Source organism: Cohnella sp. GCM10027633, assembly GCF_042675445.1.
Lineage (GTDB): Bacteria > Bacillota > Bacilli > Paenibacillales > Paenibacillaceae > Cohnella.
Map to the genome: position 1 here is coordinate 677,266 of NZ_JBHTGV010000002.1, position 25,638 is coordinate 702,903.

Sequence of the window (25,638 nt, forward strand, 5' to 3'; positions counted from 1 at the left end):
ATGCGCGATGCGTGCTCACAGGCTTCCGACCCTCAACAGCCGTTCCCGGCTCTTCTCGCGGAAGGCGTTCAACGCTGCCCGGACGCTCGCGAAGTCGCGCAAGCTCATGGCGTCATATACCGCTTGATTGATTATGTTGGCGGAAAAATGAGGCTCATGCGGCGTGATTTTATAATTGATGTACGAGTAATGCCGAAGCTTGTCCACGTAGCCTTTCAGAATCAGCTGCATCGCATGGTTGTTCGTGATCGAGACGAAGCTCTGCATGAATCCGAAGGCGTTCTCGACGTACCGGCTATAATCGAGTTGTCCGGTCGCCTCGTATTGATTGTCCAGATATCCCTTCAGCTTCTTCATGTCGGGCAGCTCGCCCGAGCTCTCCATCTGCTCCAGGGCATACGTCTGGAACACGTGCAGCAGCTCCAGAATGTCCATCGCTTCTTTAATCGATAATTCTTTGACGAGCAATCCCCGGTTTTTGAGCGTCGCGACAAGGCCTTCGTGCTCCAGCTGGGCGATGGCCGCGCGGATAGGCGTCCGGCTCATGCCCAGCGTCTCGGACAGCTCGTTCTCCGACAGCAGCGTCCCCGGCATGAATTCCCCGGTCGTAATCTGTTTCCTTATATAGGCGTACGCGGTTTGAATCAATACGGACGAGGCCATCGATCTTGTCCTCTCTAGGTCGCCGAAGTTGTGGGAAACCAGGACCGTTGCAAGCGCTATCTTACTGCATGAGAGCGAGGACCGCTTCGGAGCACTTGGCCGGATGGTATTCCGCGTTGCGCAGCGCGAGCAAGGCGACGCGATGCTGATCCGCCGCATAAGGCTCCTGAATGAGCCGCATCCAGCGGTCGACCGTCTCGGTCGACGTCATTAATTCCCCGAAGCCGTGCTTGACGAAGTAGTCCGCGTTCTCTTCTTCCTGTCCCGGAATCGGTTCGTAGAACAGCATCGGGATGCCTTTGGCCATTCCCTCCGTGCAGGTCATCCCGCCCGGCTTCGTGACGAGCAGATCGGACACGTCCATCAGCTTGCTGACTTCCTTCGTGTATCCGAGCACGTGAATGTTCTCGTGCCGGAAGCGCGGATCGGAGAGCAGCTTCTCCCGGGACTTCTCGTTATTGCCCATGCAGATGATAATCTGTACCTTGTCGGCCTGGCTGGCCATATATTCGACGTGGTGGTCGCCGTACAGCAAGCCCCAACCGCCGCCCATAATGAGCACCGTCGGCATGTCCTTCAACCGGAACTGCTTCAGAATCTCGGCGCGGTCGTGCGGGTGCCAGAAGTTCGGATGAACCGGGATGCCGGTCACTTCGATACTCGAAGCGGGGATGCCGCGGGCGATCAGCTTGTTGCGAACGGTAGGCGTGCTGACGAGATACGCGTTCACCTCGGGGTTCGTCCAAGTCGCATGCGCGTCGTAATCCGTTATGAGCGTATACAAAGGCACGTCTAGTCCGAGACGTTTCAAGCGGCTGACGACAGCGTTCGGAAACGGATGGGTACAGACGATGGAATCGGGCTTCAATTGGCGGACGACGTCCGACACGTGATTGTAGAACAGCCGGTGCAGCGCGAATTGCTTGACCCGGTTCAACGATTTATGGTATTGGCTGCGATAGAGCTTACCGACCAGCTTAGGCTGATTACTTACGGTTTTACGGTAGGCGGATAAGATCAACGGGCCGATGATCGGATTCAGGAACGTGCCGAGTTCGATGACGCGTGTCTGAATCTTGGGCGATAGTTGACGCAGACCGACGGCGAGCGCGTAGGCTGCTTGCGTATGGCCGGTACCGAAACCTTCGGAAAGCAGCAGAACTCTTTTTTTGCGCATTAGAGACAATCCCCCACTTTACCTACTACCATATTACGCTTTAGCGGGGCTCGGAACAAGTCCGGAAGGGTCGATATCGGGGAAAAGCGGCGGATTCTCGCCATTTTTCTTTTGCCCTCGGGTCCAGTAAAATGGTACACATGAGAGAAAAGGAGCGGATGACGCGATGGAAAATACGGAAGCGATGCGCGAGTACGTGAAGGTCGGCAATAAAACGGGGGAATACGTGGGGGAAATCGTCGAACGGGACGAGAGGCGGGTATTGGTGAAGATCTTGTCCGTGCTCAAGCATCCGACGCAGGGGGACCTGCACCATCCGTACGATCCGGACGTGCCGATCTTCCACGAGCGCAGGGCGCTGTCGTATACGGAGAAAGTATGGGTTCCGGCCCAGACCGCAGAGCCTTACAAGGGAGAGCCGCCGGCGTACGGCGAGTCGCTCCGGCGCGCGCTCGAAGAAGAGGCGGAGCGGATCGACAAGCTGAACCGGTGGTCGGCTCGCTGCCTCGAGCAGCTCGGAACGTTGCGCAAGGATTATGGGTATTAAGTCGCGAAATGCGGAATCGGCGCGGTTTTTTCGCCGAATGTATTCAGGAACGGGGCGCACGAGCCGTTATTATTAGGTAGAGGCTTCACGAATTTTCTGCCTATGGAGGATCAGCTTGATAATGAACCTAACATCAGCAAGTGCGAAAAGTCGGTCCGGCAAGCGGTTATCCGCATTCATGATGTGGCGCATGTGCGTAGCAGCTCTTGTATTGGCATTAACGATCGTCCCGTTCTCCAGTGTCAGCGCGGCGGACGAGACGGTGACCGGCCTTGATCTGGAATCGGTATCCCAGCCGCTGGAGCTTACCGTGGAAGGCGACCCGGTCACGATCGTCGCTTGGGCGACGGTGTCGGGAACGTCGGCGAAGAAGGATGTATCCTCGTTGGCGACCTGGACGTCCTCGTCTTCTTCCGTGAAGGTAAGCAAAGGCGTGATAACGGCTACCGGCGCGGTCTCCTCGGCGACGATCACGGCGAAGTATCAAGGTTTCACCGACACGTTGCAAGTGAAGGCGGTTTATCAATACAAGGAAGTGAAGCTCGAACTCGCCGGCAGCGGCGCGGACGCGGGTAGCGCCAAGACCGTACAGCTCGACGAAGAGTTGAAGCTGATCGCTACGGGCGTCGAGGAAAACGGCAGCGAGAAGGAAGTGACGGAGGACGCCTTATGGTCGACGTCGAACGGCTCCGTCGCGACGGTGGACGACGGCGAGATTACGCTTGTCGGCGTGGGCACGGCGACGATTACGGCCAAGCACAAGGGCCGTTCCGATACGCTCGCGTTGACGGTCGAGTCGCCTTACTCCGAGGTTATCATCGGTTCGGCGCAGACGTTAAACGATCCGCACGAGCTGAATGTAGGAGACGCCGACTTGAAGTTGACGGCAACGGCCGTTCCTAAGTCCGGATCCGCGACTCCGATCACGATAACGAACGACGCGACATGGACATCGAGCAACGGCAACGTCGTCAAGGTGGACAAAGGCGTCGTTACCGCGGTCGGCGCGGGCAGCGCCGTCGTCACGGTGAAGCGGTTCGGCGTATCCGACACGATGACGTTCCACGTACGGACGCTGTACGAAGCGATGAAGCTGACGCCGAATAAGCCGATCGCCTTCACGCTGTACGGCGCGGGCGTCGAGCTGTCCGCCTCGGTGAGCAAAGGAACCGACGAAGCGGACGACATTACGGATAAGGCCGAGTGGAAGACGGCGGACTCGTTCGTCGCCGCGATCGTGAAGACGGGGACGGGCATCGACACGGTCATCAAAGTCGTTCCGAAGAGCGTTGGTACCACCAAAGTATCGGTTACGTACAAAGGGTTAACGAAGGAACAGACGGTTACCGTCTTCCCGAGCATTACGAAGGTCGATATTACGAAGGATGAGTTGGACGTCTTCGTCGACGATTCCGAGGCGATGCCTGCGGTAACGGGCGAGACGGCGGCGGGCGCTACGCAGGACATCGGCAAGCTCGCGGAATGGACGTCCTCGGACCCTACGATCGTCTCTATCGGGGACGACGGCAAGTGGAAGGCATTGAAGACGGGCACGGCGACGCTGACCGCGAAAGTATACAACGAAGCAGGCGAAATAACCGGCGTCCGATCGGATACGATCGTGATCGAAGTACACAACAAGCTGCTGGGGCTCGACTCGAGCGTCTCCGCGATCAGCGTGGTCACCGGCAAGGAAGCGGATCTGCCGGCCGTGACCGCGATCTACGAGAACGGAGACGAAGAGACGATTACCGATAAGATCGTCTGGAAGGCATCGAGCGCCAACCTGCTCGTCAAGGCGCCGAAGATCAAAGGCTTGAAGGCATCGTCGGTCACGTTGACCGGCACGTACTTGAGTAAGACGGTAACGGTGAAGGTGACGATCGAAGAGGAGTTCACCTCGTTCTTGATTACGCCGACCGGCGTTCAGCTTACGTTGAACAAGTCGCAGACGATCAAGGTAACGGCCACGACGAAGAGCGGCAAGAAAGTATCGATCGGCACCCGTCTCGAGTGGGCCGCTTCGGTTCCGGATCTCGTGACGATCAAGGGCGCGTCGATCAAAGGCTTGAAGGAAGGAACCGGCAAGTTGACGGCTACCATTCAAGGCAAGACGCTGGAAGTACCGTACACGGTGACGGCGAAGCTTACGAAGCTGACCGTGTCGGAGAAGTCGATCAAGCTCCAGCCGATCGGCTCGGCAAGCAGCGTGACGCTGACCGCCGACTACGAGAACGGCAAGTCCGTCAACGCGACGGACGGCGCGACGTGGACGACGTCCAACGCGAAGGTCGCGACCGTCAAGGAAGGCAAGATCACGTTCGTCGGCAAAGGCTCGGCCACCATTAAAGCGGCCTTCGGCGGCAAGACGGCGACCGTATCCGTATCGGCGAAATAAGAAGGAGGCGCTACGGATGAGCAGCGTAAGTTCGATCGCGCGGATGCCCGCCGGACTCGTTCAAGACCAGATCGGCATTGCCGTGCTGGCCAAAGCGATGGATTCGATCGAGCAACAGGGACAACAACTCGTACAGCTCATGCAACAAAGCGTTCAGCCTCACTTGGGCAACCATCTGGATATCAAAGCTTATATGAAGGTTTAAATTAAAATCGCCTCCGCGGCCACGATAATGTGGCTACGGAGGCGATTGTGCTTACGCGTATGACAAGGCGCAAAGCGGCGAATGTTAGGAGTTAATGAATGCGGTTTGCAGCGTCTGGCGGTAAATCACTTCGAATTCGAGCGCTTTGGTTATCGCCGCAATGGGTACATAGGTTTTCGTTTCCTTGCCGACTTTGTGGAAGAAGGCCGGCGTGTCGAGCGGCGTTCTTACGCCATCCACGATCATCGTCTTCGCGCCGATCGTTACGGTGACTTGGTGGCCGTTCTTCTTGAATATAGCGGTCTTCGTTGGTTGATCCCATTTGAATTCCGCGTCGACCGCCCCGGCGAGTTCCCGAATCGGCAGGAAGTTCGTGTTCTTAACGTTGATCGGCTTGTAAGCCAGCTCTTTGCCGTTCACGACGACCGATAACGTAACGCCGGCTGGCTTCGGCGCAGGTACGAGATATTGCTGCCAGATCACATCCGCGAACGCTTGCGCCATCGCTTCGTAGCCCGCGGTTCTCGGGTGATTGTCGTAGACGATGATGATCTTGTCGACGTACGTGAACTTCGCGACGTTGTTATGGAACTTCTCCCCGACGCGGGCGATCGCGAGCGGGATTCCTTCCGCGACAACCTTCGTCGCGTACTGCTCCAATGCCGCCGTCAGCTTCTCCACGGATTTCGATAGCTCGCCGTACAGCGGATGCTCTTCCCACAGCGGCAAATATTGATCCGCGACGACGATACGGGCGCCGGGAGCCATCTTATGGATTTGGTGGACGGCCGTATCCAAATTCGCTGTATAAATATTCATGGTCTCATCGAATTGCTTATGCAACGAATCTGCCGAGACGCCGGGGGAATCGAGCAATACGTTTCCGACGATGCCCTTGAAATCATTGCCTCCGACCGTCAACACGACGAGATCCGCATTCGCGAGCGCGGGGGCGACGGACGGAGCGATCGCGGCGACCGTCTCGGCTTGCGTCTTGATTCGTTTATCCGAATAGCCGGAGAAGTCTTGCAGGTCGTCCGCCGTCAACTTCTTGCCGGCCTCGGCGCCTAGCAGCAACGCGTTCAGGCCGGGAGTCGTCAGGCCGAGAATGGCGAAGTTGTTCAGCGTAGCGCGTCCGTGGAATAGCGCCTGCTCGTAGACGCGGTCGACGTAGCCGTACGGCACGGATGTCTCCGTCATGCCCTTCTGGTAGCCGACGCTGATCGAGTCGCCTAAGGCAACGATGTTGTACGCGTCAGGTTTTGCGACTTCGGCGCCAGTCTGAACCCCTTCTGCGGACGCAAATGTTGGCAATGTGAAGATTAATGCAAGAAAACAAACAATGAGTGCATGGACATTTCGTCTCATACTCGTTTTTCCTCCCCTGGGCCGTTAACAATCCCGACATCACTAGGAATTTTATCGGCATAATAAAAAATATTAAATTGCCATACCTTTCGCGGTGGTGGTAAAATAACATAATCATTTCTGAATATTTATGAGCAAACGACGTATTTCTCCGCGAAACCCACCCGATTCCGGCCCATGTCCATCGACGATGCCTACTCATCCTATTCTAGGTGATTTCGCTAGGGAATTGAAGCCGTAAGTATCCACCTTCATCAAAAAAACTCTGCATATAGAAAGGTTGCTTTGTATGAAAGCGATGCATCACGGATTGCCAACGAAGCAGGGACTGTACGATCCGCAATTCGAACGGGACGCCTGCGGTATGGGTTTTGTCGCACATCTTAAAGGAAAAAAGTCTCACGACATCGTCGAACAGGCGCTGCAGCTGCTCATTAACATGGAGCACCGCGGCGGCCAAGGCAGCGAACCTAACACGGGGGACGGCGCGGGCATTCTTCTGCAAATTCCGCACGCGTTCTTCGGGCGCGAAGCGGCGAAGCTCGGATTCGCGTTGCCCGAAGCCGGCCAATACGCGGTGGCGATGACGTTCTTCCCGCAAGACGAAGCGGCGCGCGCGAAGCAAGAGCGCATCTTCGAGGGCATTATCGCGGAAGAAGGCTTGACGCTGCTCGGATGGCGGACGGTACCGACGAACGACGACACGCTCGGAACTTCCTCGAAGAAAGTGAAGCCGTTCGTTCGCCAAGCGTTCATCTCCCGCATCGCGGCGCTAACCGACGACATGGCGTACGAGCGCAAGCTGTACGTGATCCGCAAGCGGACAGAGCTCGCGATCCGCTACAACGACAAGATCGAAGGCGCGGAGAGCTTCTACTTCCCGAGCTTGTCGAGCAAGAAGATCGTATACAAGGGCATGCTCACGACGGAGCAGGTCGGCCACTTCTATACGGAGCTTCACGATCCGGAGCTCGTCACGGGCCTCGCGCTCGTGCACTCCCGGTTCAGCACGAACACGTTCCCGAGCTGGGAGCGCGCGCATCCGTTCAATTACCTCATTCATAACGGCGAGATCAACACGCTGCGCGGCAATATCAACTGGATGCACGCCCGCCAGACGTTGTTCGCGACGGAGCTGTTCGGCGACGACCTCGAGAAGATCAAGCCGATCATCGCGCCGGACGGATCCGATACGGCCATGTTCGACAACACGTTCGAATTCATGTATTTGTCCGGACGCTCGATGGCGCACGCGGCGATGATGATGGTACCGGAACCGTGGCAGAACGACGAGCATATGGACCAAGAGAAGAAGGCGTTCTACGAATACCACGCGACGCTCATGGAGCCGTGGGACGGCCCCGCGGCCGTCGGCTTCACCGACGGCGTGCAGATCGGCGCGGTGCTCGACCGCAACGGTCTTCGCCCGGCTCGTTACTACGTGACGAAGGACGATCTGATGATTCTGGCTTCGGAAGCCGGCGTCATCGAGCTTCCGCCGGAGGACATCGTGCTGAAGGACCGGCTGCGTCCGGGACGCATGCTGCTCGTCGACACGCAGGAAGGCCGCATCATCTCCGACGAAGAGGTGAAGCGCGCGATCGTGACGGAGCATCCGTACCGGGAATGGCTTAACGATCACCTGGTAGATCTGGACGATCTGCCGGAAGCTCCGGAAGTGCCCGAGTTGGATCACGCGACCGTGCAGCAACGCCAGCAAGCGTTCGGCTATACGTTCGAGGACGTGCGCAAGCTGATCGAGCCGATGGGTGCCGCAGGCGTAGAGCCGCTCGCTTCGATGGGTTACGACGCGCCGCTCGCGGTGCTGTCCGGGAAGCCGCAGCGTCTGTTCAATTACTTCAAGCAATTATTCGCGCAAGTGACGAACCCGCCGATCGACGCGATCCGCGAGGAAATCGTTACTTCCACTTATACGTCCGTCGGTCCGGAGCGCAACTTGCTCAATCCGGAGCCGGAAAGCTGCCGTCATATTCGTCTGTACACGCCGATTCTGTCCAACGAGGAATTCGCGAAGCTGCGCCACGTGCATCGTCCCGGATTCAAGTCGATCACGCTGCCGATCTTCTTCAATCCCGCGGAAGGCGAGCAAGGATTGCGCGACGCGCTGAAGCTGCTGTGCGAATCCGCAGACCGCGTCATGGCGCGCGGACATAACATCCTCATCCTCTCCGACAGAGGAACGGACGCGGACAACGCGGCGATTCCATCGCTGCTGGCCGTCTCGGCGCTGCATCACCATCTCATTCGCCAAGGGACGCGGACGAAGGTCAGCATCCTGCTCGAATCCGGCGAGCCGCGGGAAGTGCATCACTTCGCGCTGCTGCTCGGCTACGGCGTGAGCGCGGTGAATCCGTACCTCGCGTTCGAGACGCTGGACGACTTGATCCGCCAAGGCATGCTTCGCGGCATCTCGCACGAGAAAGCGGTCAAGAACTTCATTAAAGCCGCCACCAAAGGCGTCGTGAAAGTACTGTCCAAGATGGGCATCTCCACGATCCAGTCGTACCGCGGCGCGCAAATTTTCGAAGCGATCGGCCTTGCGACCGACGTCATCGACCAATACTTCACGTGGACGCCGTCCCGCATCGAGGGCGTCGGCCTCGACGTCATCACGAAGGATGCATTGACGGCTCATTACCGCGCTTACGCGACGCAAGAAGGCGCCGAATCCGAACTTGATTCCGGCGGCGACTACCAATGGCGCAAAGACGGGGAAGAGCATCTGTTCAACCCGCGGACGGTCCATATGCTTCAGATGGCGACGCGCACGGGCAACTACGAGACGTTCAAGAAGTTCTCGTCGCTCATCCAAGGCGAGTACGAAGACGTGAAGATGCTTCGCTCGCTGCTCGACTTCAACCTCGACCAGCCGCCGGTTCCGATCGAAGAGGTCGAGCCGATAGAGCAAATCTTCAAGCGCTTCAAGTCGGGCGCGATGTCGTTCGGCTCGATCAGCAAGGAAGCGCACGAATCGCTCGCGATCGCGATGAACCGCATCGGCGGCAAGTCCAACTCCGGCGAAGGCGGCGAAGACCCGGCGCGGTATATTCCGGACGCGAACGGCGATTCCCGCCGCAGCGCGATCAAGCAAGTCGCATCCGGCCGCTTCGGCGTCACGAGCTACTACTTGTCCAATGCGGACGAGATTCAGATCAAGATGGCGCAAGGCGCGAAGCCGGGCGAAGGCGGACAGCTGATGGGGCGCAAGGTGTATCCTTGGGTCGCGGAAGTTCGCGGCACGACTCCCGGCGTAGGTCTCATCTCGCCGCCTCCGCATCACGATATCTATTCGATCGAGGACTTGGCGGAGCTCATTCACGATCTGAAGAACGCGAACCCGCGCGCGCGCATTAACGTCAAGCTCGTATCCGAGGTCGGCGTAGGCACGATCGCGGCGGGCGTAGCCAAAGGCCGCGCCGACGTCATTCTCGTCAGCGGCTACGACGGCGGCACGGGCGCGTCCCCGATCGGCTCGATCCGCCATGCGGGCTTGCCGTGGGAGCTCGGCCTAGCCGAGACGCATCAGACGCTCATCCTGAACAACTTGCGCGACCGTGTCGTCGTCGAGACCGACGGCAAGATGATGACGGGACGCGACGTGGCGATCGCCGCGTTGCTCGGCGCCGAGGAGTTCGGCTTCTCGACCGCTCCGCTCGTCGTGCTCGGCTGCATCATGATGCGCGTGTGCCAGCTCGACACTTGTCCGGTCGGCGTCGCGACGCAGAATCCGGAGCTTCGCAAGAAGTTCACGGGCGATCCGCAGCACGCGGTCAACTTCATGACGTTCATCGCCCAAGAGCTTCGCGAGATCATGGCGCAATTGGGCTTCCGCACGATCGAAGAGATGGTCGGACGCGTAGACCGCCTGAACACGAAGAAGGCGATCAGCCATTACAAGTCGCAGGGCGTGGATCTGGCGCCTCTGCTGCATATGCCGGAATTGCCGGAAGGCTCGTTCCGTTACAACGCGAAGAGCCAGAACCACGGCCTCGAGGAATCGCTCGACATGCAGTCGCTGCTCGCGGCGGCGGCACCCGCGCTCGAGCGCGGTCAATCGGTCGAGGCGTCGTTCCCGATCAAGAACACGAACCGCGTCGTAGGAACGATCGTGGGCGCGGAACTGACGAACCGCTACGGCAAGAACGGCTTGCCGGCGGATACGATCCGCTTCCACTTCACGGGCACGGCAGGCCAGAGCTTCGGCGCCTTCATGCCGAAGGGTATGACGCTGACGCTCGAAGGCGATTCGAACGACTACGTCGGCAAAGGGTTGTCCGGAGGCAAAATCGCCGTGTTCCCTTCGAAGGACGCGACTTTCAAAGCCGAGGACAACATCATCATCGGCAACACCGCGTTCTATGGCGCTACTAGCGGCGAAGCTTATATCCGCGGCGCCGCGGGCGAGAGGTTCGCGGTCCGTAATAGCGGCGTGAACGTCGTCGTCGAAGGCGTGGGCGATCACGGCTGCGAGTACATGACGGGAGGTCGCGTCGTCGTTCTCGGCGCGACCGGCCGCAACTTCGCGGCGGGGATGTCCGGCGGCATCGCGTACGTCATCGATTGGGACGGACAGTTCGTTAATCGTTGCAACTTCGAGATGGTCGCTTTGGAGAACCTCGAAGACGAAGCCGAGATCGCGCAAGTGCGCGAGATGATCGGCAACCACGTTCTATACACGGACAGCGAACTCGGTCGCCGCGTGTTGGCCGATTGGCCGTCGTACGCAGCGAAGTTCGTGAAGGTTATCCCGAAAGACTACAAGCGGATGATGGAACAAATCGCCAAGGTAGAGGCGCAGGGGCTGAGCGGCGAGCAAGCGTTGCTGGCGGCGTTCGAAGCGAACATGCGCGACTTGTCCCGGGTAGGCGGCAACTAAATCTCGTATGTAAACCCGACCGATCGCGGAACGCTAGTTCCGCGGTCGGTTTTTGTTATGACTTTGTACTCATTTTCAGACAATATCAGGGAAAAACGAAGGATTCGACAAAAGCTCCGATAAAACAAATGTGACATGACAACATTACTCGACACCCTCTGCATTACGAATCTCCTATAATGACTGTAGTGACGAGGGTGGACAAAGAGTTCGATACGAGAGGGTATGGGAGCGAAGATGGAGAAAGATTTGCAGGAGGCTAAGAAACCATTGGAAATTGATATCCACAAAATTCTTACGCAACTGGGAATCAACTCGGACAAGTGGCCGGAAGAGTTCAAAAAACCGGGACGGCAAATCTAACTCACTTACCTTCACATAAGCCATCGACGACCGAAAAACCTCGAGATACGGGACGCGCAAGCATCCGATCTCGAGGTTTTTTTTGTCTTTGTCGTATGGATCTAAGGCGGTAGTCGCTTATTCGCCCATGTTCCGTTCCGCGCGCACGAACGCGATGAATCTGCGCGCTTCGGTCGGGGTGAGCTTCCGGCCGTCGATCGTCAAGGCGAACTTCTCCAGCAGCTCGTTATTCGATAGCTCGAGCTCGTCCGCGAAAGATCTGACGTCGGAGTCCAGCGTCGTGGTCGGCTGGGTCGTTCTGCCCGCCAAATAGTCCAGCGATACTTGGAATAGATCCGCCACCTTGGACAGGGTTTCGGTATCGGGTTCTCTACGATTCTTCTCGTAGTGCGATAGCGCCGCCCGAGAGATGCCGAGGGAAGTAGCCAGCTCTTCTTGCGTCAAACCGCGTTGCTCCCGCAGAAACGCGATACGGTTGCCGATGTTCATTATATCCCTCCCAGGATGGATCACTAGCTTAATCATAATATTATTGGCGAATAATTTCATTGATTGCGACAAAACGTCGCAACAAATCTCATCATATAGCTATTTCCACTCGTCGATTTTTCTATACACGGTGCGGAAATAAAAGAAATACTCGCGATTCGGCGCTAATAGAGTCGACTTCTATCACGCTTGACATGATACAATTTGTATCGTAATGTAAGGAGGGTTAGTTGGATACAATGCGTATCTCAATGGGGTGTGAACGGATGGAGCAGGAGGAACGGCAGAACAGGCGCGAGCACGTTCGATTCAGCTTGAGCGTCCCCCTGTACGGGGAGCTGTCCCTGCATCGCGTAGGCGAGCAGGAGATCAGAAGCCGTACGCAAAAAGTGCTGCTGGACGATATTAGCTACGGAGGCTGTTTATTCCGAACGCATCTGCAAATTCCGCCGCGATCCGACGTAGAGTGGGTGTTCAAGCTGCAACTGGGAACCTATTCGATTCACTTGAAAGGGACCGTGCTGCGCGCCAGGGCGGAAGAAGAATACTTCCTCTACGGCGTCCGCTGGAACTTATCCGCGTATGAAAGCCATCTGTTCCGCTATCGGTTGAACGAATATATGCTAGCGACGTACGCGTTCGGCCCGCATATCCAGACGTTGTACCGCAAGCTCGCGGAGCGCAGCGCCGACCCGTCGTTCAAGCGAATGGACTATACGACTTAACGGAAGGCAGGAACCGGCAATGACAAGGAAGAAGCTGCTCAAAATCGCACTCTACTCCATCCTATCGATTCTCGTGCTTGCGATGATCGGCGGAGGTTATCTGTGGTATTCGGTCAAGCATACGATCGACGCGATGTACGAGCCTTTGCCGGAAAAGGCATGGACGCAGCCCGTATTCGAGCAGGAACGGATCGAGACGGACGAAGGTGCCGAGGTTGCGGACGCTGCCGGCGTCAGCGACGCGCCCGAACCGGCCGCTACGGCGGTAGGCGGGGGTGTGCCTGCAGCGGAAGTGACCGTACTGGGTCAATCCGCCGATTCCGAGCCGAAGGATAACCGTGAGGCGGACGCCGATTATCGCGACGCGGTAAGCGGTTCGAGCGTCAAGCTGGATGCCGGGCTCGTCGAACGGTTGCTTCATCCGGACTTAAGCAATCAAGAGCCGTTCTGCATCCTGCTGCTCGGCGTCGACGAACGGGCCGGCGATCGCGGACGAAGCGACACGATGATTCTGCTGTCCGTGCAACCCGCGAAGAAATCGGTGCTCGCCCTATCGATCCCTCGGGACACGAGGGTGCTCATTCCGGAGCGCGAGTACTACGATAAAATCAACCATTCGTACGCGTTCGGGGGAACTTCGCTCGCGGTCGCGGCGGTGGAGCGTCTGTTCGGCGTGCCGATCGCCTATTATATGAAGACGAACATGGAAGGGATGATCGACATCGTCGAAACGGTCGGCGGCGTTGACGTCAATAATCCGTTCACGTTCAAATACGAGGGTCACGTCTTCTCGGAAGGCGAGCTGCATTTGAACGGATACGAAGCGCTTAGTTTCGTTCGGATGCGCTACGATGATCCCCACGGCGACTTCGGTCGAACACAACGTCAACGCAATGTGTTGTCTTCTCTCGTGGACAAAGTAGCCAGCTTCAGGACGATCGGCAAGCTGCCGCATATTCTCTCGCAGTTGTCGAAGGACGTGCGCACGAATCTCACCTCGGGAGACATGCTGGATTTGGCGTCGGACTACCGTTCTTCGATCGAGAACATCGAGACGCTGTATTTGAACGGCAAAGGCAAGACGATTAACGGGATCTATTATTACACGGTACGGCCGGAAGACCGCAAGGCGATTCATAATCGCATTATTGCGCATCTCCAGGCATCTTGAAGCATTAGGCGATAAATATCTTTCTTGACAGGGGCGGGGAACTGCCCTATCTTAATTTATATGCTACAAACTGTATACATGAGAAACGTAATGTATTCAATTGGAGGGTGACCGAAATGGAACAATCCGTACTGTTCTACTGCTTGGCATGCAATAAACTGAAAACGATGGAGCAAGCGAACTTGCTGTTCCGCACGGGCTTCTATAAAGTACAGCATCCGTTAGGGTGTTGCGTCAGCTGCGAGAGACAGTCGAAATAAAGTTTACCTAAAATTTGTATTCGGATAACCCAACATTGCTATAATGGGGTTGCTGTTCAATTCAATAGCGGAGGGAAGCTCATGTCACTAGCACCCGTCGTTCGTTTGGACAAGGTGAGCAAAGTCATCGGCAAACGAACGATCATCGATCGCGTATCCTTCGAGGTATTCCCGGGCGAAGTGTTCGGATTCCTCGGTCCGAACGGTTCGGGGAAGACGACGACGATCCGAATGATCGTCGGATTGATGGGAATGTCAGCCGGAGACATACATATCGAAGGCCATAGCGTGAAGACGGCCTTCCCCCAGGCGATCGTACATGTCGGGGCGATCGTCGAGAATCCGGAGATGTACAAATTCCTGACCGGCTATCAGAACCTGCTTCATTACGCCCGCATGAATCCGGCGGTAACAACGGAACGGATTCAAGAGGTCATCGAGCTCGTCGGTTTGCAAGGTCGCATTCACGACAAGGTGAAGAAGTATTCCCTGGGAATGCGCCAACGATTGGGCGTCGCGCAGGCGGTCATGCATCGTCCGAAGCTGCTCGTCCTGGACGAGCCGACGAACGGTCTAGATCCGGCAGGCATTCGCGAGCTGCGGGATTACTTACGCAAGCTTGCCCAGGACGAAGGAATCGCGATCGTCGTATCCTCTCACTTGTTATCCGAGATGGAGCTCATGTGCGATCGCGTGGCGATTCTGCAGAAGGGTCAAATCATCGACGTACGGTCCATTCGCGGACCCGGCGCCTCCGAAGGCGCTCAGAAGGAAACCGAAGTGCTGTTCGAAGTCGACCATCCCGATGCCGCGCTCGGCATCCTGGAAGGCTCGTTCGAAGCGCGCGTGACGGATGGAGCGTTGGCCATTACCGCGGATCGCGGCGCGATCGCCGCGACGAACCGCAGACTCGTAGAAGCGGGAATTAACGTCTACGGCATTCGTTCGAAGACGAAATCGCTCGAAGACCAATTCCTCGAAGTGACGGGGAGTGAGACCATTGGCTAACTTTATGAAGCTCGTTCAGAACGAGAATATGAAGATTTACCGCAGAGTGCGCACGTGGGTCATGCTAGGCATCATCGTACTCCTGCCGATTCTGCTCTCGACGCTACTCTACGTCAGCGCCGATGAAGGTCAGACGATATCGGGCTTCGAGGCGATGCAGCTCGACGCGTTGCTCTTGTTCTTCTTAATTACGATCTTCTCCGTGGTCATTGCCGCGGAATCGGTGGCAGGCGAGTTCTCTTGGGGAACGATCAAACTGCTGCTCATCCGGCCATGGAGCCGTTCGAGCGTCTTATTGTCGAAGTTCATCGCGGTCGTGCTATTCTCGGTATTGCTGACGTTGCTCGCGTTCTTGCTCTCTTACGCGGTCAATCTCGCGTTCTTCGGCGCGACGAACGAGATCGACGAGATCATCCTGGAGCAGAACGCCGGAGCCGGCGTCATGTTCTCGGAGCTTGGGCAGTTCGTGTGGATGCAGTACATCGGTACGCTCGTGATCGTCGCCTTCGCGTTCATGCTGTCATCGGCTCTCCGGAGCAACGGCCTCGCGATCGGCCTGTCGATCTCCATCGTGTTCACGTCCGAATTGTGGACGAACTTGTTCCTTATGATCGATAAGCCGTGGATTAAGTACGTGCTGTTCCTGCACCTCGATCTAACGCAATACGCGAACGGGCATACCGGTCCGATCAACGACGAGCCGCTGACGCTCGGATTCGGGCTGGGCGTGCTCGCGGCCTACTTTATCGTGTTCAACCTGATTTCGTGGACGGTGTTCAGGAAGCGGGATATTACGGCTTAATCATCATAGGTTGATACGGGTTGGGCAGCATTCGATGCTGCTCAACTTTTTTTGACGCGTAAACCATACAATAGGCTTGACAACAATACAAAATGTATCTAAATTAAAATAAAAGATACATTTTGTATTGGAGTTGAGGGAATGATCGACACGCACTGCCATATTCTACCGATGTGCGACGATGGTCCCGATCATTGGAAACAATCATTGGAGATGGCCAAAGAGGCCGTCAGACAAGGGATTACGGAAATCGTAGCTACGCCGCATCACCTGAAGGGAAGTTACTTGAATCAAGCCGATAAGATCGTCCAATTGGTCGATCAGTTAAACGATCGATTGGTTGAAGAAGAAATCGCTCTGACCGTCTATGCCGGGCAAGAGCTGCACGTCAGCGACAAGGCGATGAAGGCGAGCGACGCCGATGCTTACCGGACGCTTGGTTGGGGGAGATATATTCTTATCGAATTGCCTTCACGGGATACGCCGAAGAGGCTGTTCGAGACCGTTCGGAAATTACAGGCATGCGGCTTAACGCCGATTATCGCGCATCCGGAACGCCATTTACCTTTCATCAAGATGCCCGAGCGCCTTGATGAATGGATAAATAAAGGCGTTCTTTTTCAACTTACCGCACCATCGGTCGTCGGACATTTCGGGGTGGAAGTGAAGGAGGCGGCTCTCGCGATGGCCCGCCAACGTCGGGTACACCTATTAGGATCCGATGCTCACGATACGTACGCCAGAGGATTCAGACTCGAGGAAGCGTTCCGGGTACTTGAGGCTGAAACAAGCGTTGGCGAGACGAAGAAGCTGCAGGAAAATGCCTATAAAGTCGTTCACGGGCAATTCGTGGAGTATGAGGGGCTTCCGCCGCCGAGAAAGTCTAAGCCTTGGTGGTCATTCTCCCCAAGAGCTTTCAAATAACGACGAATTTCAATTGACATGTTACGTATTGTATCGTATTCTAAAGGAAGTCATGATACGAATTGTATCATACCACCAATAACGATACATATAAGGCAGGTCGATGAACCCGTGGAATCTCCTCAGCTCGTTAGGAGCGACGTGAAGAGTAAAAGCTACTCCGGCGCATTACCCCTTCATTTTCTGGTCGAATTGTTCGTGCTTATGAGACCCAAGCAGTGGACTAAAAATCTGTTGCTGTTCGCGGCCGTAATCTTCTCGATTCGATCCGTCGATTCGTTAATGTTCTTGCAGACGCTTGGCGCATTTATCCTGTTCTGCCTCGTGTCTGGCTGCGTGTACATTCTTAATGATTACATGGACAGGGAAGCCGACCGGAATCACCCGGAGAAACGCTTCAGGCCGCTAGCCTCCGGGGCCGTTAACGCGAATGCCGCGCTTGCGGCCGGGACTGTCATCGCGCTGTCCAGTTTTATTAGTTCATTTTATTTGGACAAGGAGTTCGCCATCGTACTGAGCTTGTATTTTCTGCTCAATATCGCTTATTCGTTCAAGCTGAAGCACGTCGTTATTTTCGATATCATGTGCATTGCCGTCGGATTCGTGTTAAGGGCGATCGGCGGGGGGCTACTCATCGACGTTAAGCTGACTCCATGGTTTCTATTATGCATTCTGCTGTTATCGCTTTTCCTCGCGATCAGCAAGCGGAGATACGAGCTTGTCATGTTGCAAGGAGACAAAGGCTCTCATCGTAAGGTGCTGGAGCATTACTCTGCGGATCTGTTGAATCAAATGAACAGCATCGTAACCGCGGCGACGATCGTATGTTATTCGCTGTTCACTTTCAGTTCCGGTCATTCCGAATATTTAACCTTGACGATACCGATCGTTCTCTACGGAATATTCCGTTACTTGTACTTGATACATATGCATCAAGCCGGCGGCAAGCCCGAGAAAATACTGCTGGAGGACAAGCACATTCTGGCAAGCGTCAGCCTGTACGCGGTAATCGTAACGATCATTCTATTCTACTACGGCTGAGGCCTGCGACGATGCGAGGATACGACATGAAACCACTGCTATTAATCGCTATATCCGTATTTCTTGGCGCGGCCGGACAGCTGTCGATCAAATGGGGAACGATTGCTCATGACGGGAAGGCAACGTCTGCCGGGGCGATGCTGATGAATTATATGACCAGTCTGCCTATCCTGTTCGGATTATTATGTTACGGCTGTTCATCGATCGTCTGGATATTCGCGGTCGCCAGAGTGGAACTATCGTATGCCTATCCGATGGTTGCCCTTGGTTATGTAATCGTCGTCGGGTGCGCGTTCCTGTTCTTTAACGAAACCGTCGGGACGTGGAAGATTATCGGATTGCTTACGATCATTGCCGGCGTAATCATGGTATCCCGTCAATAAGAAGGAACGAGGGCTGCAGCGTGAGTATTAAACTTGGTAGAAGCGCGTTTGCATGTTTGTGCGCCGCGTTTACGTTTTTATATTCTTATCCCAATTACAACAATGCGCTTCCGGCGCTCTTCGTCGGGGAGCTAATCGTGTTCGTGGCGGCCTATTACGTTTACGGTAAATATACGATTATCAATCGGCTGCGGGAATATAGAGCCATTCCCCACGTTGCGGCAGTCGGGGCGTTAACCGCGCTCTCGGTTCACACGTTCGTCTATCAATTCCGATTCGTAGTCGATCCTCTGAGAGAATCGATCGGCGAGGGAATCGCTTTCCCCGTTTTTATGACCGGAGCCGTCGTGACGGTAGGACTCGTCTTCTTCCTGGTTTGGTCGGTTATCGTCAAGAGATTCGCGGGCCGCCTCTTATCGGCGATCAGAGGCTTAGATCGGTTCGAATGGGGGCTGATCGTCGCCTTCATCCTATTCTCGTTAGTCATCAATGCGTTCGTACTGACGAAAACGAGCGCGTTCATTAATCCGCTGGACGACGGCTCAAGCATCTATGATGTCGTGTTCACGACGGACAGCTCTCTGCTAATGGAAGCAAGAGATGCGTTCTCTTCCCCGAATAACGCGCAGAACGACTTTCGCCATCTGCTCTTCGGCATCGTCACGCAGCCGATTTCGATGGTCGCTACGCCGCTGGCCTCCCTATGCTACTATATATCGCAATCTATCGGCGGAGAGCTTCCTCTCGCGACTTTCCTCGCCTTCTTGATCACCGTAGCGCAAGGGGCCATGTTCGTTGTCGCGGCTATCTTAATAGGTAGAATTTTACGAAGAGAGATGAGTACCCGCTACGCGAATTTATTCGCCGTCCTTTACTTGTGCACGTTCTCTTCGCTGATCTTCACGATGACGCTGGAGCAATACGCCGTCGTACAGCTTGCGCTTGTCGTTCTCGTCTATTGCATCGTTACCGGCGCAAGGGCGCAGATTCCGTTATTTCTGGCGGGTACTTCGTTGATCACATCGTTCGCGATGTTTCCGTTCGTTCTGTTGCGCGGACGAGACGGTTGGGCGACGAAGCTCCGCAGAACGCTTATCTTTGCGTTGCTGACCTGCGTTGCGATTGCGTTCTTCGGCCAGCTTTACGATTTGTTCATCATAAGATCGCAATGGAACTCTCTCCAAGCTTATGCCTACGGCGATCGGATAACGCAGTTGGATAAGCTCGAACAATTCTATGCGTTCATCCCGACGATGTTCTTCGCGCCTCCCGTATCGTTCGCGGAAGGGGGGGTAAGGCTGGGTTCCGCGAATCCGTTCATGATGCTGGCGAGCGGGTCGATTCTTCTGTCCATCCTTGTCGTCGCGATCAAGAATAGGAACAAGGAGGCCGTGCGGGTATCGGCTTATTGGGCGATTTTCTCTTTCTTGCTGCTCGGTTTATTCGGGTGGGGAGCCGTCGAGCATTCTATGATCCTCTACTCTTCTTATTTTACTTGGTCGTATTTACTTCTTCTAGCAATCGGATATGCTCGGATGTTCGGCAACCATAGACGTGCGGGTGCTTGGTTGCTGCTCGCGGCGACGACCGTCACGGGGCTATACAATTTGACAAGCATACTCGACTACGTTCCTCATTTGCATGCATTCAGATTCTAATCCGGAGAGGAAGCGTTGATAATGGAATACGTATTTGCTCCTTTCGCGGCGTGGTTCGCGTCCGGCAGCTTGAAATACGCGATCAATCGTTTGAGGTACGGCAAGGAAGCAAGGTCTCGCATAGGCAACGGAGGGTTTCCGAGTACCCATACTTCGATTATCATGACGACGACTTTCATGATCGGTCTGCGGGAAGGAACGGACAGTCCGCTGTTCGCGCTAGGCATTGCCGTCGCGTTCATTATTATTCTGGACGCTACGGGAATACGTAGGGCGGTAGGCTATCATGCGGTTGCCTTAAACCGTATTCGCGATAAGAGCCAAGATCTTCGTGCCTCCATGGCAAAATTAAGAGAAAGCATGGGGCATACCAAGCTTGAGGTAGCGGGAGGGATACTTACCGCTATCGGCGTTGCTGCGATTCTCAACGAATTATTTCCGAAATAGTATAGTTGTTAGCGTTCGCAAGGCGAATCGACGTTCATTTCCCGCAGAGACGACATATGTTATCTCAAAGGAGGAATGATGAAAATGATTAGCGACAAAGGCGTATTTAACGTCAGTCAATACGGAGCCAAAGGCGATGGAGCAACCGACGATACGGACGCCATCCAGAAGGCGATCGACGCTGCCTATCAGATCGGCGGGGGCATCGTATTCTTCCCTGCGGGTACCTATGTAGTAGGCAAAGTAAAAGGAAAAGCAGAAATTCCCGCGCACGATGACGGCACCGTCACGGCAGGTTACGGTAAACAGATGAGCCCCGAGCCTGTATACTCTCTGCCGTATAGTATTCAAATGAGAGCTAACGTGATTCTGAAAGGGTGCGGAGAATCAAGCACGATTCTGAAAGGGAAATACAAGTACGGCGCCGCCGATCTGAATCAAACGATTATGCTGGCGGTGCTCGGTACCGACGCGTCTTTTTATCACGGGTTATCCGATCTCAATATCCAAGACGCCTTTATCGGATATGCCGGGCTCGACACGACGTTCGCGTTATGCCGCTTTATCAACGTGAGTTTCAACGGGACAGGCATCTGCATATACGCCCAAAGTTTGGAACGTTGCCACTTCGAGGAATTGTTCGCCCATGGATGCGGCACGTTAGTGCTGGTCGGGGGCCAATGGACGCAGCGAGACGATAACTATGCGGAAGGCGGAGGCTGGGCGGATAAAAACTACTTCAATAAAATCACGTTCATTTATCAGCGAGTGTTCGGCCAAGCCGAGCAAGCCATCGATAAGTTTTTCGATACGTATTTCTTCAAGACCGTCAATAACACGACGAGATTAAGCGCGCCGCTTCAACCTTCCTCAGTCGCCACGATTATCCCTTACCGAGGCATCTGCGCGATCGCGGTCTCCTTCCTATCGCGCTATTATCGCCCGAATAATAATAACCAGCTATTCAGCTTCTTCGTATCCTACAACCCCCGTTATGCCTTCTATGGAGGAAACGTGCAGAACACGTTGTTCGACAGCTTCAACTTCGAAAGCTGCGGTTATCAGGACAACGTAAACCGGGTAGGTAAAATCGGCATCGACTATACCGACGTTTATTTGGGCAAAGGCGTTAAGCTGCCCGGCATGATCGTCGGCATCGGAAGCAACAGCAGCATCGCGCAGAACGTTCAGCTCTACGACTGCGTAAGTCAGGCAGGCATTAGCGGGGACATGGATATTATCCATCTGAGTACGGGAGCGTCCGCCGACGTATCGACGAAGCTACCGAATACCCGCATGGACGATTTGACTTTGACGGACGCCACGATCGTATCTCCGATTATAGCCGGGGGCAGCTTATCTAACGATGTAGCGGCCGGTTACCATTTCGTGGGGGACGAAGTTCCATTCAGCTGGAAAACGACTTCCAACGGCACCGCAACGCTTACGTTGAAGCTCCCTTCGAGCGGGATCTATATCGTCAATGCGATGGCAAGCGGCAACGGAAGCTACGATCATACGATTTCGCGCGCAGCGCTGGTTACCTTCCTTAAAGGGTCGACTTATGCGGCTACGGGAGCCTTTGCGCTCGGGAATGCGGTCAAGGCGGGCGGATCGCTAACGCCGAGGGACATCGCTATATCGGGACCGTCAAGTACCGGGGATGTAGTAGCGACGGTAACGGGAACGACGACCGCCTCGGTAGCCATCAGATTCAGCGTGACGAAGCTTTCCAAAAGTTAAAAGCACCGGGGCGTTGCGCCTCGGTGTTTTTATTTTTGTTTAGATACAAAAGGTATCGCATACGCCGAGCAATAACAATACTTTTTGTATCTTTTTGACTGATGAATGCGCTTTATCGTAACATTTTGCTTGACATGATACTAATTGTATCTTAAATTAAGGTATATAAATGATACGTAATGTAGCGAAAACGAGTTTGGAGGTTGAATTATGGGATTGGAAGTCAGGGATTACATCAAGGTATTCAAGAAAAGATTAGCCCTTATCCTAACGATCGTTTGTTTATCGTGCGGAATCGCCGCGCTGTACGATTATCTCTATTCGGACCCGCTCTACGAGGCGAGCACGAAGCTGGTCGTCAACAACTCCGGAGGGATAGCGCCCGATTCCAATGCCATCAACTCCAACATCATGCTTATTCAGACTTATAAAGAAATTATCGCTACACGGGCGATCATGGAGAAGGTTAAAGCCGATAATCCGCAATTCCATATGGATGTCCAGAAAATGATCGAAGAAGTGAAGGTCAAGTCTTCCACCGGTTCCCAAGTCATGAGCATCGCGATACGGGACTCCTCCCGCGAACAAGCGGTGCGGTTGGTAAACGCCATATCGGACGTATTCAAGAGGGAAATTCCCTTGATCATGAACGTGGATAACGTAACGATCCTGAGTTACGCGGAGATGAATAATCAATCCTCGCTCGTATCCAGCGGACTGATCCTGAAGCTATCGCTCGTGTTCGCGTTAAGCTTGCTTCTCTCGTTGGGATTGGCATTCTTCCTGGAATATCTGGACGATACGCTTAAGGACGACAAGGATGTTCGGGACGTGCTCAATCTGCCGACGATCGCGGTTATCGCCAAGATCGAACGCAAGGACTTGCCCGGCAGCGCAAGCAAAACCCACAAAGTGAAGGTAGGCGATTCGATCAATGTCGGCATTAACCAATAGACAAAAGCTGATCACCCACTTCCATTCGAAACACTTCATTTCCGAGAGCTATCGAACGCTACGAACGAACATCTTGTTCGCTTCTCAGCATTGCAATCTTCGGACGATCGTCGTCACGTCTGCGATTCCCGGCGAAGGCAAATCGACGACGATCGGCAACCTCGCGATCGCATTTGCTCAAATCGAACAGAAAGTGCTATTAATCGACGCGGATTTAAGAAAACCGACCATCCACCATTTGTTCTCCTTATCCAACCGCACCGGACTTTCAAACCTGCTATACGGGCAGTGCAAAACAACGCAAGCGATAACGGAATCGATCGTGCCGAATTTGTCGATTATAACCGCCGGGGCAAGCGTGCCGAATCCTGGTGAGTTGATCGCGTCTTCGCGAACGGAGCTGCTTCTGGAAGAATTGAAATCTCTCTACGATGTCATTCTGATCGATACGCCGCCTTTGCTGGCGGTTTCCGATGCGCAGAGCTTGGCGGCCCAATGCGATGCCGTTATATACGTAGCCAGTCACGGTAAAGTCAAGCGCGAGGCTTCGCAGAAAGCGGTTGCCAAGCTGGAACAGGTCAAGGCCAATATTCTCGGCGTCGTCATCAACAACAAGAAGAGATCGAAAGACGACTACGCCTATTACGAATAATGTCATATGAAGCTTTCGGTAATGTCTACTCTACCGTTATCAAAGTAGGCACTCGGTTATGCCGTGGGCAGATTGTCTGCCTTAGACGTGAATCGTCAAGGGTATATCGTGAGGGGGGGTTAAATGCCCCGCTTATTTCTTACGTCATGATGACTAAGAGAGGAACTTGAACTATGCAAAGAGTGAAGAAAGCGATTATACCGGCCGCTGGATTAGGGACGAGATTTCTACCCGCTACGAAAGCGATGCCCAAAGAAATGCTTCCGATCGTCAATAAGCCGACGATTCAATATATCGTCGAAGAAGCGGTCCAATCGGGCATCGAGGAGATCATTATCGTTACCGGCAAAGGCAAGCGCGCGATCGAAGATCATTTCGACAGCCACTACGAATTGGAACAAAACCTGATCGGGAAAAACAAGTTTAAGCTGCTGGAAGAGGTTCAGCACTCTTCGAATCTGGTAGATATTCACTATATTCGCCAGAGAGAGCCGCTGGGTCTTGGACACGCGGTTTGGTGCGCTAGAAAGTTCATCGGCGACGAACCGTTCGCGGTATTGCTGGGCGACGATATCGTGCAAGCCCCCACTCCATGCTTGAAACAGATGATTCAACATTTTCAATCGACCCAAAAATCGATCGTCGGCGTCCAACCGGTACCGATGGAGGAAACGACAAGATACGGCATCGTCGTTCCCGACAGCTTATCGGGAAGGTTAATGACGGTTCGAGAGTTGGTCGAGAAACCGGCCAAAGGAACGGTTACGTCCAATTTGGCCGTAATGGGGAGATATATCTTGACCCCGCAAATTTTTCCCTTGCTAGAGAAGCAACAAATCGGAGCAGGAGGAGAAATCCAACTGACCGATGCGATTCAAAGGTTAAATGAACTAGAAGAAGTATTCGCCTATCATTTCGAAGGAAAGAGATACGACGTCGGCGACAAGCTCGGTTACATATTAACGACGATCGATTTCGCGCTTCAGAACGAAGAGCTGCGTTACAAGCTTCTGGACGAATTGGAGCAGGTCATAGGTCAATTCAAAAGTTCCATGAAAATTATATGAGCAAGGATTGATCGCGAATGAGTTTGCGCGAAGCTGAACTGGACAAAGACTCCAAGCTGTATTACATGGCGAACGTCGTAACGGAAAGAGCTTTCTATAATTTCGGAAAACGAGTTCAGGACCTCGTTCTGACTTCAGCGCTGCTCGTCCTGTCGTTGCCGGTATTCCTTCTGATCGCCGTCGTAATTAAGTGGGAAAACCCCAAGGGGACGGTATTCTACAAGCAAATTCGCGTAGGACATCGTGGGAAACCGTTTTATATGTATAAGTTTCGTTCCATGATTCCGGATGCGGACAAGCTTCAGCAATCTCTAATGGGACTTAACGAGGTAGGCGGAGCGATGTTCAAGATGAAGAACGATCCCCGCGTGACCTGGAGCGGCAAATGGCTGCGCAAAAGCAGTCTGGACGAGCTGCCTCAATTCGTAAACGTGCTGAGGGGCGACATGAGTCTGGTAGGTCCAAGACCGCCGCTGCCTCGGGAGGTCGAGCAATATACCGCGTACGAGAAGTTGAGACTGTCCGTCATACCCGGTTGTACGGGAGTCTGGCAAGTGAGCGGAAGAAGCAGCGTCTGCTTCGACGAGATGGTGGCGATGGATATGCGATATATTGCCGAAAGAACGATGTGGATGGATTTGAAGATCATTATGAAAACCGGCTTGCTGGTTTTTCGCGCTAAAGACGCTTACTAAG

23 protein-coding genes are annotated in these 25,638 nt (G+C 54.5%); 19 read left to right on the top strand and 4 right to left on the bottom strand.

Features of this window, described 5'->3' with window-relative positions:
* Positions 1-15 precede the first annotated feature (15 nt).
* Complete coding sequence (locus ACFQZG_RS07280; protein ID WP_378150907.1) at positions 16-663, bottom strand: GntR family transcriptional regulator; 648 nt, start codon at positions 661-663, stop codon at positions 16-18.
* Between the two features lie 61 nt (positions 664-724).
* On the bottom strand, positions 725-1,840 hold the full coding sequence (locus ACFQZG_RS07285) for an MGDG synthase family glycosyltransferase (protein ID WP_378150909.1): 1,116 nt from the start codon (positions 1,838-1,840) through the stop codon (positions 725-727).
* Between the two features lie 166 nt (positions 1,841-2,006).
* Between ACFQZG_RS07285 and kapB the strand changes: the two genes are divergently transcribed.
* The 3 genes from kapB (at position 2,007) to ACFQZG_RS07300 (ending at position 4,990) form a co-directional block, all read left to right on the top strand.
* Positions 2,007-2,387, top strand: coding sequence for a sporulation phosphorelay system protein KapB (kapB, locus tag ACFQZG_RS07290; RefSeq protein WP_378150911.1), 381 nt, complete (start codon positions 2,007-2,009; stop codon positions 2,385-2,387).
* A gap of 211 nt (positions 2,388-2,598) precedes the next feature.
* Positions 2,599-4,785 carry an Ig-like domain-containing protein gene (locus ACFQZG_RS07295; protein ID WP_378150913.1) on the top strand — a complete coding sequence of 729 codons (2,187 nt, stop codon included), beginning with the start codon at positions 2,599-2,601 and terminating at the stop codon, positions 4,783-4,785.
* A 16-nt stretch (positions 4,786-4,801) separates the two neighbouring features.
* The gene (locus tag ACFQZG_RS07300; RefSeq protein WP_378150915.1) at positions 4,802-4,990 is read left to right on the top strand and encodes a YjfB family protein; all 189 of its coding nucleotides are present in this window, start codon (positions 4,802-4,804) and stop codon (positions 4,988-4,990) included.
* 84 nt (positions 4,991-5,074) lie between these two features.
* On the opposite strand, the gene ACFQZG_RS07305 is transcribed toward ACFQZG_RS07300, so the two are convergent.
* Positions 5,075-6,358, bottom strand: a complete 1,284-nt coding sequence (locus ACFQZG_RS07305; RefSeq protein WP_378150917.1) for an SGNH/GDSL hydrolase family protein — start codon at positions 6,356-6,358, stop codon at positions 5,075-5,077.
* A gap of 289 nt (positions 6,359-6,647) precedes the next feature.
* Between ACFQZG_RS07305 and gltB the strand changes: the two genes are divergently transcribed.
* Positions 6,648-11,255: a glutamate synthase large subunit gene (gene gltB, locus ACFQZG_RS07310; RefSeq protein WP_378150919.1), complete on the top strand. Its 4,608-nt coding sequence runs from the start codon at positions 6,648-6,650 to the stop codon at positions 11,253-11,255.
* A 480-nt stretch (positions 11,256-11,735) separates the two neighbouring features.
* On the opposite strand, the gene ACFQZG_RS07315 is transcribed toward gltB, so the two are convergent.
* A complete protein-coding gene (locus tag ACFQZG_RS07315; protein WP_378150921.1) occupies positions 11,736-12,107 on the bottom strand; it encodes a helix-turn-helix domain-containing protein in 372 nt (123 codons plus the stop codon).
* Positions 12,108-12,373: 266 nt separating this feature from the next.
* Between ACFQZG_RS07315 and ACFQZG_RS07320 the strand changes: the two genes are divergently transcribed.
* The 15 genes from ACFQZG_RS07320 to ACFQZG_RS07390 all read left to right on the top strand — a co-directional run bounded on the left by ACFQZG_RS07320 (position 12,374) and on the right by ACFQZG_RS07390 (position 25,637).
* Positions 12,374-12,832 (top strand): PilZ domain-containing protein, encoded by a 459-nt coding sequence (locus ACFQZG_RS07320; RefSeq protein WP_378150923.1) that lies wholly within the window; start codon positions 12,374-12,376, stop codon positions 12,830-12,832.
* 19 nt (positions 12,833-12,851) lie between these two features.
* Positions 12,852-14,003: an LCP family glycopolymer transferase gene (locus ACFQZG_RS07325; protein WP_378150925.1), complete on the top strand. Its 1,152-nt coding sequence runs from the start codon at positions 12,852-12,854 to the stop codon at positions 14,001-14,003.
* 116 nt (positions 14,004-14,119) lie between these two features.
* The gene (locus ACFQZG_RS07330) at positions 14,120-14,263 is read left to right on the top strand and encodes a hypothetical protein (RefSeq protein ID WP_378150927.1); all 144 of its coding nucleotides are present in this window, start codon (positions 14,120-14,122) and stop codon (positions 14,261-14,263) included.
* A gap of 81 nt (positions 14,264-14,344) precedes the next feature.
* Positions 14,345-15,271 carry an ABC transporter ATP-binding protein gene (locus tag ACFQZG_RS07335; protein WP_378150929.1) on the top strand — a complete coding sequence of 309 codons (927 nt, stop codon included), beginning with the start codon at positions 14,345-14,347 and terminating at the stop codon, positions 15,269-15,271.
* Positions 15,255-16,073: an ABC transporter permease gene (locus ACFQZG_RS07340; protein WP_378150931.1), complete on the top strand. Its 819-nt coding sequence runs from the start codon at positions 15,255-15,257 to the stop codon at positions 16,071-16,073. The genes ACFQZG_RS07335 and ACFQZG_RS07340 overlap by 17 nt, the downstream gene beginning before the upstream one ends.
* 141 nt (positions 16,074-16,214) lie before the next feature.
* Positions 16,215-16,997, top strand: a complete 783-nt coding sequence (locus ACFQZG_RS07345; RefSeq protein WP_378150933.1) for a tyrosine-protein phosphatase — start codon at positions 16,215-16,217, stop codon at positions 16,995-16,997.
* Between the two features lie 141 nt (positions 16,998-17,138).
* Positions 17,139-18,038 (top strand): decaprenyl-phosphate phosphoribosyltransferase, encoded by a 900-nt coding sequence (locus tag ACFQZG_RS07350; protein ID WP_378150935.1) that lies wholly within the window; start codon positions 17,139-17,141, stop codon positions 18,036-18,038.
* Positions 18,039-18,064: 26 nt separating this feature from the next.
* Positions 18,065-18,421 carry a DMT family transporter gene (locus tag ACFQZG_RS07355; RefSeq protein ID WP_378150937.1) on the top strand — a complete coding sequence of 119 codons (357 nt, stop codon included), beginning with the start codon at positions 18,065-18,067 and terminating at the stop codon, positions 18,419-18,421.
* Between the two features lie 143 nt (positions 18,422-18,564).
* Positions 18,565-20,079 carry a hypothetical protein gene (locus ACFQZG_RS07360; protein WP_378150939.1) on the top strand — a complete coding sequence of 505 codons (1,515 nt, stop codon included), beginning with the start codon at positions 18,565-18,567 and terminating at the stop codon, positions 20,077-20,079.
* A gap of 21 nt (positions 20,080-20,100) precedes the next feature.
* On the top strand, positions 20,101-20,526 hold the full coding sequence (locus tag ACFQZG_RS07365) for a divergent PAP2 family protein (protein ID WP_378150941.1): 426 nt from the start codon (positions 20,101-20,103) through the stop codon (positions 20,524-20,526).
* Between the two features lie 84 nt (positions 20,527-20,610).
* Complete coding sequence (locus ACFQZG_RS07370) at positions 20,611-22,269, top strand: glycosyl hydrolase family 28-related protein (protein WP_378150943.1); 1,659 nt, start codon at positions 20,611-20,613, stop codon at positions 22,267-22,269.
* A 210-nt stretch (positions 22,270-22,479) separates the two neighbouring features.
* On the top strand, positions 22,480-23,223 hold the full coding sequence (locus ACFQZG_RS07375) for a YveK family protein (protein ID WP_378150945.1): 744 nt from the start codon (positions 22,480-22,482) through the stop codon (positions 23,221-23,223).
* Complete coding sequence (locus ACFQZG_RS07380) at positions 23,204-23,875, top strand: CpsD/CapB family tyrosine-protein kinase (RefSeq protein WP_378150947.1); 672 nt, start codon at positions 23,204-23,206, stop codon at positions 23,873-23,875. The genes ACFQZG_RS07375 and ACFQZG_RS07380 overlap by 20 nt, the downstream gene beginning before the upstream one ends.
* Positions 23,876-24,048: 173 nt before the next feature.
* Complete coding sequence (gene galU / locus ACFQZG_RS07385; RefSeq protein ID WP_378150949.1) at positions 24,049-24,942, top strand: UTP--glucose-1-phosphate uridylyltransferase GalU; 894 nt, start codon at positions 24,049-24,051, stop codon at positions 24,940-24,942.
* 17 nt (positions 24,943-24,959) lie between these two features.
* Positions 24,960-25,637, top strand: a complete 678-nt coding sequence (locus ACFQZG_RS07390; RefSeq protein WP_378150951.1) for a sugar transferase — start codon at positions 24,960-24,962, stop codon at positions 25,635-25,637.
* The last annotated feature ends 1 nt before the right edge of the window (position 25,638 follow it).